Source organism: Planococcus maitriensis (genome assembly GCF_003289925.1).
In the GTDB taxonomy this organism is placed as follows: domain Bacteria; phylum Bacillota; class Bacilli; order Bacillales_A; family Planococcaceae; genus Planococcus; species Planococcus maitriensis.
The window spans coordinates 79,697-89,327 of record NZ_QLZQ01000009.1 but is presented as its reverse complement, the minus strand read 5'-3'; the positions used below and the strand labels follow the sequence as shown (position 1 = coordinate 89,327).

Annotated in this window: 10 protein-coding genes, 1 rRNA gene and 1 riboswitch; all 11 genes read left to right on the top strand. The window is 49.5% G+C overall.

The annotated features are described in order from the left end of the window. Window positions 1-119 precede the first annotated feature (119 nt). Window positions 120-235, top strand: a 5S ribosomal RNA gene (rrf, locus tag DP119_RS14955). A gap of 171 nt (window positions 236-406) precedes the next feature. Then, a complete protein-coding gene (locus DP119_RS14950) occupies window positions 407-928 on the top strand; it encodes a DUF2179 domain-containing protein (RefSeq protein WP_205853890.1) in 522 nt (173 codons plus the stop codon). Beyond that, entirely contained in the window at window positions 925-1,113 is a 189-nt protein-coding gene (locus tag DP119_RS14945) for an NETI motif-containing protein (RefSeq protein ID WP_112233905.1), read from the top strand. The genes DP119_RS14950 and DP119_RS14945 overlap by 4 nt, the downstream gene beginning before the upstream one ends. Window positions 1,114-1,198: 85 nt before the next feature. Continuing rightward, a riboswitch (purine riboswitch) is annotated at window positions 1,199-1,299 on the top strand. Between the two features lie 136 nt (window positions 1,300-1,435). Next, window positions 1,436-1,924, top strand: a complete 489-nt coding sequence (gene purE / locus DP119_RS14940; protein WP_112233904.1) for a 5-(carboxyamino)imidazole ribonucleotide mutase — start codon at window positions 1,436-1,438, stop codon at window positions 1,922-1,924. After that, entirely contained in the window at window positions 1,921-3,045 is a 1,125-nt protein-coding gene (gene purK / locus DP119_RS14935) for a 5-(carboxyamino)imidazole ribonucleotide synthase (RefSeq protein WP_112233903.1), read from the top strand. Before purE ends, purK begins: the two co-directional genes overlap by 4 nt. A 16-nt stretch (window positions 3,046-3,061) precedes the next feature. After that, entirely contained in the window at window positions 3,062-4,357 is a 1,296-nt protein-coding gene (gene purB, locus DP119_RS14930; protein ID WP_112233902.1) for an adenylosuccinate lyase, read from the top strand. Window positions 4,358-4,372: 15 nt separating this feature from the next. Continuing rightward, window positions 4,373-5,086 (top strand): phosphoribosylaminoimidazolesuccinocarboxamide synthase, encoded by a 714-nt coding sequence (gene purC, locus DP119_RS14925; protein WP_112233901.1) that lies wholly within the window; start codon window positions 4,373-4,375, stop codon window positions 5,084-5,086. Beyond that, window positions 5,086-5,340 carry a phosphoribosylformylglycinamidine synthase subunit PurS gene (gene purS / locus DP119_RS14920; protein ID WP_112233900.1) on the top strand — a complete coding sequence of 85 codons (255 nt, stop codon included), beginning with the start codon at window positions 5,086-5,088 and terminating at the stop codon, window positions 5,338-5,340. Before purC ends, purS begins: the two co-directional genes overlap by 1 nt. Beyond that, entirely contained in the window at window positions 5,337-6,020 is a 684-nt protein-coding gene (gene purQ, locus DP119_RS14915; RefSeq protein WP_112233899.1) for a phosphoribosylformylglycinamidine synthase subunit PurQ, read from the top strand. The genes purS and purQ overlap by 4 nt, the downstream gene beginning before the upstream one ends. Then, window positions 6,004-8,229 (top strand): phosphoribosylformylglycinamidine synthase subunit PurL, encoded by a 2,226-nt coding sequence (gene purL, locus DP119_RS14910; RefSeq protein WP_112233898.1) that lies wholly within the window; start codon window positions 6,004-6,006, stop codon window positions 8,227-8,229. Before purQ ends, purL begins: the two co-directional genes overlap by 17 nt. Next, window positions 8,205-9,626 (top strand): amidophosphoribosyltransferase, encoded by a 1,422-nt coding sequence (purF, locus tag DP119_RS14905; protein ID WP_112233897.1) that lies wholly within the window; start codon window positions 8,205-8,207, stop codon window positions 9,624-9,626. The genes purL and purF overlap by 25 nt, the downstream gene beginning before the upstream one ends. Window positions 9,627-9,631 lie beyond the last annotated feature (5 nt).

Here is a 9,631-nt window from a genome sequence, read left to right as displayed (position 1 = left end):
GAAGCGTGGCGACACGTGCAGCTGACGAATACTAATCGATCGAGGACTTAACCAACAAACTGAAACGCAAGTTTCCCACAATGTCGATTTATCCAGTTTTGAGCGAACAAGCTCAAGAGTCCAGTGATGATGGCAAAGAGGCCACACCCGTTCCCATCCCGAACACGGAAGTTAAGCTCTTTTGCGCCGATGGTAGTTGGGGGTTTCCCCCTGTGAGAGTAGGACGTCGCTGGGCAAGTCGAAAAGCCGTTACCGGTTCATTCCGGTAGCGGCTTTTTTCTTTGGAATTATTTAGGTTTTTTCTGAAACAAGGTCTATTCCCTCTTGCATTCATACTTTGATTGACCTAATATGAAATTTAATTGTGAAAGAAAGGGTGCAGAAATTGGATATTAATCCGTGGTTAATGGTTCTCATAATATTTTCGATCAATATTGTCTATGTCACTTTCTTTACTGTGCGGATGATCATGACACTCAAAGGTTTCCGTTATTTAGCGGCGCTTGTCAGTATGATTGAAGTGGTTATTTATATAGTAGGGCTAGGGCTGGTATTGGATAATTTGGATCAAATCCAGAACTTGATCGCTTATGCGATTGGTTATGGATCGGGGGTCGTCATCGGTTCTAAAATCGAGGAGAAAATGGCTCTCGGTTATATAACGGTTAATGTTATCAGTAATGATGAAAGTGATTATCTCCCACGGAAGTTGCGTGAACAAGGTTACGGGGTAACGGATTGGGATGCAAACGGCAGAGATGGCGGCAGGCAAGCCATGCAAATCTTGACTCCACGAAAGATGGAATTAAAATTATACAAGACGATTCAAGAAATAGATCCCAAAGCTTTTATTATTGCTTATGAACCAAAAACGATTCATGGAGGATTCTGGGTGAAACAAGTGAAAAGAGGTAGATTGTTTAAATGAGTAAAAAGACAATTTGGTTCGAAGTGCAGGAACACGAAACGGTGGAAGACTGCCTGAATCGAATGAAACAAGAAGGTTATATGGCTGTAGGGCGCAAAGAAGAGCCCTTATTCGAAGAGATTAATGGAAAGCCTATACCTGTTCGTCAGATAATCAAGTTTAAAGGGAATAAAATCGAAAAATAGAAGATGATGGGTAAAAAACACGAACGTTAAAAGAGTGAATTTATTTATCGTTCGACTTTATCATTGACGCATATGAACCATCTTGTTATGATTAATAAGGAAACCCCATATATGCAGAAGAATTGGCTTCTGCGTCTCTACCAGGACACCGTAAATGTCCGGACTATGCGGGAAAGCAACTTATGGTACTTGTAACGGGGGATGTGCTTTTTTATGCCATCATTTAATATTTCGTTGAATCAAAGTCCTTAAGTAGACTGCTTTTCACGTCATGTGAGCAGTTTATTTGAGGGCTTTTTACTTTTGAAAGAGAGGTTATTGAATGAATCCGCGAATCGGCATTATTATGGGAAGTTCGAGTGATTGGGAAACGATGAAACATGCTTGCGACGTGCTGGATGAGTTGAAGATCGGCTATGAAAAAAAAGTGATATCGGCGCATCGAACGCCGGATTTAATGTTCAGCTATGCAGAAGAAGCGCGCGGTAAAGGATTACATGTCATTATCGCCGGTGCTGGCGGAGCTGCACATTTGCCGGGAATGGTTGCGGCAAAAACCACTTTACCGGTCATCGGCGTTCCGGTGCAGTCGAAAGCTTTGAACGGCATGGATTCATTATTGTCGATTGTCCAGATGCCAGGAGGCGTTCCGGTGGCGACGGTTGCGATCGGAAAAGCCGGCGCGATCAATGCCGGGCTTTTGGCTGTCCAAATCCTCGGTACAGTCGATGCGTCTGCAGCACAGGCTTTGGAACAAAGGCGCAAGCGGACTGCAAATGCGGTTCTGGAAAGTTCGGGTGATCTGGTATGACACGAACGATTTTGCCAGGACAGACAATCGGAATTATTGGCGGTGGGCAACTAGGGCGTATGATGGCCTTGGCTGCGAAGGAAGCAGGCTTTAAAATCGCTGTTTTGGATCCAGGCATGGATTCGCCGACCGGACAAGTAGCAGATATCCAGATTGTCGCTCCGTTCAATGACTCGGAAGCACTAGAAGAATTGGCAGAAGTGAGCGATGTCATCACTTATGAGTTTGAAAATATCGATGTGGAAGGGCTCCGTCATATAGCAGAAATTGCTTATGTGCCGCAAGGGGCAGAGCTGATCCGCATTACCCAAAACCGGATTTTCGAGAAGAAGGCAATCCGGGAAGCAGGGGTACCGGTAGCAGATTATATAGAAGCTTCTACATTTGATGAATTGAAAGAGCGAATTGCAAATTTGAAATATCCTTTTGTTGTTAAAACGGCTAGAGGCGGATATGACGGCAAAGGCCAGGAAATAGTGGAAAATGCGGAGCAGTTGAAAGAAGCCGAAGCACTGTTCCAAAATGGGGATTGCGTCGCAGAAGCGTTTGTTGATTTCACGATGGAAATATCCGTCGTCATCCAGCGCAATACATTAGGCGAAACGGCTATCTTGCCAATTGGAGAAAATATCCATAAAAACCATATATTGCATCAAACAATTGTCCCTGCCCGTGTTAATGAAGAAACGCTGGAAAAAGCGAAACAGGCGGCGCAAGAGATTGCCGAGCATTTGCAGTTGATCGGAACGCTCGCTGTTGAAATGTTCGTCTTGTCAGATGGCGAAATTTTGGTGAATGAATTAGCGCCGCGTCCACATAACTCAGGGCATTACTCAATCGAAGCGACGAATATTTCCCAGTTCCATCAGCATATTCGCGCCATATGCGGATGGCCGTTGAGAAAGCCGAAGCTTTGGAGTCCGGCTGTCATGGTCAATGTGCTCGGAGAACATGTAGCGCCGCTCACAACTAAAATCGCACATTATCCGGACTGGTCGATCCATTTATATGGCAAAGACGAAGCCAAACATAAACGCAAAATGGGGCATGTGACCATTTTGACGGAAAATCTAGACCAAACATTACAAGAAATCGAAGCATCCGGCATTTGGCCGGAATAATTGGAGGACATACATTATGATCGCACGTTATACACGCCCGGAGATGGGTGCCATTTGGACAGAAGAAAACAAATACCAAGCATGGCTGGAAGTAGAGATCCTTGCATGTGAAGCATGGGCCGAAATCGGTGATATCCCGAAAGAAGATGTGGCAAAAATCCGCGAGAATGCAGGATTTTCTGTCGACCGTATTTTAGAAATCGAAGAAGAAACCCGCCACGATGTAGTTGCTTTCACGCGTGCGGTATCCGAGACACTCGGGGAAGAACGCAAATGGGTGCATTACGGATTGACGTCGACGGATGTTGTCGATACCGCACTTTCTTATCTATTGAAGCAAGCGAACGAGATCCTGCGCAAAGATTTGACGAACTTCATCGACATCCTGGCAAACAAAGCGAAAGAACATAAGATGACGGTTATGATGGGCCGTACGCATGGTGTCCATGCAGAACCGACGACATTCGGTTTGAAACTGGCGCTTTGGCACGAGGAAATGAAGCGCAACCTGGAGCGTTTTGAAGCGGCAGCGAAATCAATTGAAACGGGCAAGATGTCCGGTGCGGTAGGAACATATGCCAATATCGACCCGTTCGTTGAAGAATATGTGTGCAAGAACCTAGGGATCGCCGCATCACGCATTTCCACACAGACTTTGCAGCGCGACCGCCATGCACAGTACATGAGCACGCTTGCTTTGATCGCTTCATCCATCGAGAAGTTCGCGACGGAAATCCGCGGTTTGCAGAAATCCGAAACACGTGAAGTCGAAGAGTTTTTCGCCAAAGGGCAGAAAGGATCGTCGGCGATGCCGCATAAGCGCAACCCGATCGGTTCTGAAAACATGACGGGTCTTGCGCGCCTGATCCGCGGTTATATGATGACGGCTTATGAGAACGTCTCCCTGTGGCACGAACGCGATATCTCGCATTCTTCTGCAGAACGCGTCATCTTGCCGGATGCGACAATTGCATTGAACTATATGCTCAACCGTTTCGGCAATATCGTCAAAAACTTGACGGTGTTCCCGGAGAACATGAAACGCAATATGGATTCGACACTCGGACTTATTTATTCGCAGCGGGTGCTTCTGACATTGATCGACAAAGGAATGGCGCGTGAAGCAGCATACGATACCGTTCAGCCGTGCGCGATGGAAGCATGGGAAACGCAGACTTCGTTCCGTAAAGTCGTGGAAGCGAACGAAACGATCACTTCGCAGCTGACGAAAGAAGAGCTGGATGATTGCTTCGATTACAACCACCACCTGCAGCAAGTCGATATGATCTTCAATCGTCTCGGATTAAACTAAACGGAGGCATCAACCATGGAAAAAGCCCAGCTATTGTACGAAGGAAAAGCGAAGCGTCTGTATCAGACGGACGAGCAAGGCATTCTTTGGGTGGAGTATAAAGACTCCGCCACTGCGTTCAACGGAGAGAAAAAAGAAGAGATTTCGGGCAAGGGGCGTTTGAATAACCAGATCACCTCTTTGCTGTTTGGGAAATTGAAAGAAGCTGGCATCGCTTCCCATTTCGTCAAACAATTATCTGAGCATGAACAATTGGTGCGTGAAGTGAGCATCATCCCGCTGGAAGTCGTCGTGCGCAATATCGTCGCCGGCAGTATGGCGAAGCGGCTGGGACTCGATGAAGGCCAGGTAATCCAGAGACCGGTCGTGGAGTTCTACTTGAAAGATGACGCACTCGGCGACCCGCTCATCACGGATGACCATATCGCCATGCTTGAGCTTGCGACTGAGAATGAAGTGGCGGCGCTTAAAGACAAGGCGCGCGTCATCAACGATGTGCTGATCGGCTTTTTCCAGGAGATTGGCGTCGATTTGGTCGATTTCAAGATCGAATTCGGCCGTGATGAAAATGGCGAGATCCTGCTGGCTGATGAAATCTCCCCTGATACATGCCGCCTATGGGACAAGGAAACGAAACAGAAACTCGATAAAGACGTATTTCGCCGGAACCTCGGCAATTTGACGGATGCTTATGAACTCATTTTATCTCGACTGGGAGGACAAAATTGATGAAAAAAGTAAAAGTGTATGTGACGTTGCGTGAAAGTGTACTCGATCCACAAGGTTCGGCTGTAATGGGCTCGCTTCATAAAATGGGCTACGACGAAGTACAGGACGTGCGGATAGGCAAGTATATGGAGCTGGTCATTGGAGACGGTGAGCGCGACGTAGATGCTTTGGTTGATGAATTGTGCAGCAGGCTGCTTGCGAATACGGTGATTGAAGATTACAGGTATGAAATCGAGGAGGTTGTCTCGCAATGAAATTCGCAGTGATTGTTTTCCCGGGATCGAATTGTGACTTGGATATGTACCATGCCATCAAGGATGAGCTAGGAGAAGAAGCGGAATATGTCTGGCATGACACGCACGACTTGAGCGGCTATGACGGGATCTTGCTTCCTGGCGGTTTCTCATACGGGGATTATTTGCGCGCAGGCGCCATCGCCCGTTTTGCAGGCGTCATGGATGAAGTGCGCAAAGCAGCGGAAGCCGGAAAACCGGTTCTCGGCGTCTGCAACGGATTCCAGATCCTGACGGAAGCAGGCTTGCTTCCTGGCATGCTCATGCGCAATAAAGATTTGAAGTTCACGTGCCGCACAGTCAGCTTGAAAGTGGAAAATGCCCACACTTTGTTCACGAATGAATATAAGGAAGGCGAAGAAATCCGCATTCCGGTCGCTCATGGGGAAGGCAATTATTACTGCGACGATGCGACATATCAGCATTTGAAAGACAATAACCAAATCGTTTTCACATACGCAGAAGATTTTAACGGCAGCCGTAATAATATTGCCGGCATCATAAACGAACGCGGTAATGTGCTTGGCATGATGCCGCATCCGGAACGCGCCGTATCCGACTTGATCGGCGGAACCGACGGCTTGCCATTATTCAGATCAATCGTCAAACAGTGGAGGGAATCACATGTCAGTCACGCTTGAGCCGAACACGCAGCAGATCAAAGAACAGAAAATCTACCAGCAGATGGGTTTGTCGGACGCCGAGTTCCAAATGGTCGAAGACATCCTGGGCAGAACGCCGAACTACACTGAGACCGGCTTGTTCTCCGTCATGTGGTCTGAACATTGTTCCTATAAAAACTCCAAGCCGGTGCTGTCGAAATTCCCGACCAAAGGCGAGCATGTATTGCAGGGGCCTGGAGAAGGCGCCGGCATCGTCGATATCGGGGACGGGCAGGCTGCCGTGTTCAAGATGGAATCACATAACCACCCATCCGCTATCGAACCTTATCAAGGGGCAGCGACAGGCGTCGGCGGCATTATCCGTGACGTATTCTCAATGGGCGCACGCCCAGTTGCGCTGTTGAATTCCTTGCGCTTCGGCGAACTTGAGACGCCGCGCGTCAAGTATTTATTCGAAGAAGTGGTCGCTGGCATCGCCGGCTACGGAAACTGCATCGGTATCCCGACAGTCGGGGGCGAAGTGCAATTCGATGCATCGTACGATGGCAACCCGCTTGTCAACGCGATGTGCGTCGGCTTGATCGACCATAAAGACATCCAAAAAGGTATCGCTAAAGGAACCGGCAACCCGGTCATGTACGTCGGCGCGAAAACAGGCCGCGACGGCATCCACGGCGCGACTTTTGCCTCTGAGGAATTGACGGATTCATCCGATGAGAAACGCCCGGCAGTCCAGGTGGGCGACCCGTTCATGGAGAAATTGCTCCTTGAAGCATGCCTGGAACTTGTGAAGTCCGATGCGCTAATCGGCATCCAGGACATGGGAGCAGCAGGCCTCACTTCCTCTTCAGCGGAGATGGCGTCAAAAGCCGGCTCCGGCATCGAGATGGATTTGGATCACGTCCCGCAGCGCGAGACGGGCATGACAGCTTATGAAATGATGCTTTCGGAATCCCAGGAGCGCATGCTCATCGTCGTCAAACAAGGGCGCGAACCGGAAATCGTCGAGTTGTTCGAAAAATACGGCCTGGATGCAGTGACGGTCGGGCGGGTAACGGACGATTCCACATTGCGCTTGAAGCATAAAGGAGAGATTGTTGCAGAAGTGCCGGTCGACGCACTGGCAGAAGATGCACCGGTCTATCACCAGAAATCGAGCGTGCCGGAATATTACCGCGAATTCCAAAGCTTGCCGAACGAAGAGCCGAAAGTGGAAGATCATCAGGCGACGTTACTTTCGTTATTGCAACAGCCGACCATCGCTTCGAAAGAATGGGTTTACAACCAATACGATCACCAAGTGCGTACGAGCACGGTCGTCACGCCAGGATCCGATGCCGCAGTCATCCGCGTGCGCGGAACGAATAAAGGGCTAGCGATGACGACAGATTGCAACTCACGCTATATTTATCTTGATCCGGAAACAGGCGGCAAGATTGCGGTCGCGGAAGCGGCGAGAAACGTAGTCGTTTCAGGCGCAAAACCATTGGCGATTACCGACTGCCTGAACTTCGGTAACCCGGAAAAGCCAGAGATTTTCTGGCAGCTGGAAAAAGCGGCTGACGGCATGTCTGCAGCTTGCCTTCAATTGAACGCGCCAGTCATCGGCGGAAACGTTTCTCTGTACAATGAAACAAATGGAACAGCTGTTTATCCGACACCGACGATCGGGCTTGTGGGCCTTGTCGAAGATTTGAAGCATGTCACGACGCAAGATGCGAAAAAACAAGGTGATTTCGTTTATCTCGTGGGCGGCAGCATGACGGAATTCGGCGGCAGTGAATTGCAGAAAATGGTGGAAGGCCGCATTTTCGGGAAAGCGCCATCCATCGATTTGGACGTTGAAGCGCAACGCCAGGCGGCTATCCTTTCGGCTATCCAGCAAGGCTTGGTCCAGTCGGCTCACGACGTAGCGGAAGGCGGCGTAGCTGTCGCTTTGGCTGAGAAAACATTCGGCAACGGGCTCGGTGTGGAAGTGAATTTGACAGGCTCGAAAACGACGGCGCTTTTCAGTGAAACACAATCACGCTTCTTGCTCACAGTATCTCCCGAGCAAGCGCAAGCATTCGAAGGTACAGTGAAAGATGCACGGAAAATCGGTGAAGTCACGGGTGATCGCATGATCGTCAAAGGGGAAGACGGAGCCGTCTGGATCGATGAATCGGTCGAAACGCTCCGCTCCGCCTGGAAAGGGGCTATACCATGCTTGCTGAAATCAGAGGCTTAAACGAAGAATGCGGGATTTTTGGCATTTGGGGCCACACCAACGCAGCGCAACTTACGTATTATGGGCTTCATGCTTTGCAACACCGCGGCCAGGAAGGCGCAGGAATCGTTTCGACTGATGGAGAAGCTTTACGTGCATTAAAAGGCGAAGGCATGGTCAGTGAAGTGTTCACTCCGGAAAAGTTGGAGCAGATCACCGGTACTGCAGCCATCGGCCATGTCCGATATGCAACAGCAGGAGGCAGCGGCATCGAAAATGTCCAGCCTCTGCTGTTCAATTCGACGACAGGCAGCCTGGCGATTTCACATAACGGCAATTTGGTCAATGCGACGCAATTAAAAGGGCATCTAGAGCGTCAAGGCAGCATCTTCCAAACGACCTCGGATACGGAAGTGCTCGCACACTTGATCAAGCGCAGCGGTTACGAAAGCTTTGAAGAAAAAGCGAAAAATGCCTTGTCTCTGTTAAAAGGGGCGTTTGCATGCTTAATCTTGACAGAAGAAGCCATGTTTGTGGCGCTCGACCCGAACGGCTTGCGTCCCTTATCTGTTGGGAAAATGGGGGATGCTTGGGTTGTCGCTTCTGAAACTTGCGCATTCGATATCGTCGGAGCAGAGTTTGTGCATTCTGTCGAACCGGGTGAATTCTTGATTGTCAACGATGAGGGCATGCGCAAGGAACGTTTTGCGTATCCGGAAGAACGCTCGATTTGTACGATGGAGTATGTCTATTTCTCCCGTCCGGACTCGGATATCGACGGCATCAATATTCATTCGGCGAGAAAACGCCTCGGGAAGCAATTGGCGAAAGAAGTCCACATCGAAGCGGACGTCGTCACGGGTGTGCCGGATTCCAGTATTTCCGCAGCGATCGGTTTTTCCGAGCAGAGCGGAATTCCATATGAGCTTGGGCTGATCAAGAATCGTTACGTTGGCCGGACGTTCATCCAGCCTTCACAGGAAATGCGCGAACGCGGCGTCAAGATGAAACTATCGCCTGTCCGCCAAGTCGTCAACGGCAAACGCGTCGTCATGGTCGATGACTCCATCGTCCGCGGCACCACTTCCCGCCGCATCGTCGCTTTATTGAAAGAAGCGGGCGCGACGGAAGTCCACGTCGTCATCAGTTCGCCGCCGATCAAGAACCCTTGTTTTTACGGCATCGATATCAGCACATCCGGCGAGTTAATCGCCGCGAACAATACAGTAGAAGAAATGCGTGAAATCATCGGTGCGGATTCGCTGACGTTCTTGTCGGTCGATGGCATGGTCCAAAACATCGGACGCACCGACCCAGGCTCGAAATGCGGCCATTGCTTGGCTTGTTTCACTGGCGAATATCCAACGAATATCTATCCGGATACCGTCTTGCCGCATGAAAAAGAAAAAGTGAAATAGGGGGA

What these genes read in the sequence shown, in the direction of transcription:
- purS (WP_112233900.1), top strand. Translation starts at nt 5,086, where the DNA reads ATGAAAAAAGTAAAAGTGTATGTGACGTTGCGTGAAAGTGTACTCGAT.
- DP119_RS14945 (WP_112233905.1), top strand. Translation starts at nt 925, where the DNA reads ATGAGTAAAAAGACAATTTGGTTCGAAGTGCAGGAACACGAAACGGTG.
- purB (WP_112233902.1), top strand. Translation starts at nt 3,062, where the DNA reads ATGATCGCACGTTATACACGCCCGGAGATGGGTGCCATTTGGACAGAA.
- purK (WP_112233903.1), top strand. Translation starts at nt 1,921, where the DNA reads ATGACACGAACGATTTTGCCAGGACAGACAATCGGAATTATTGGCGGT.
- DP119_RS14950 (WP_205853890.1), top strand. Translation starts at nt 407, where the DNA reads ATGGTTCTCATAATATTTTCGATCAATATTGTCTATGTCACTTTCTTT.
- purC (WP_112233901.1), top strand. Translation starts at nt 4,373, where the DNA reads ATGGAAAAAGCCCAGCTATTGTACGAAGGAAAAGCGAAGCGTCTGTAT.
- purQ (WP_112233899.1), top strand. Translation starts at nt 5,337, where the DNA reads ATGAAATTCGCAGTGATTGTTTTCCCGGGATCGAATTGTGACTTGGAT.
- purL (WP_112233898.1), top strand. Translation starts at nt 6,004, where the DNA reads ATGTCAGTCACGCTTGAGCCGAACACGCAGCAGATCAAAGAACAGAAA.
- purE (WP_112233904.1), top strand. Translation starts at nt 1,436, where the DNA reads ATGAATCCGCGAATCGGCATTATTATGGGAAGTTCGAGTGATTGGGAA.
- purF (WP_112233897.1), top strand. Translation starts at nt 8,205, where the DNA reads ATGCTTGCTGAAATCAGAGGCTTAAACGAAGAATGCGGGATTTTTGGC.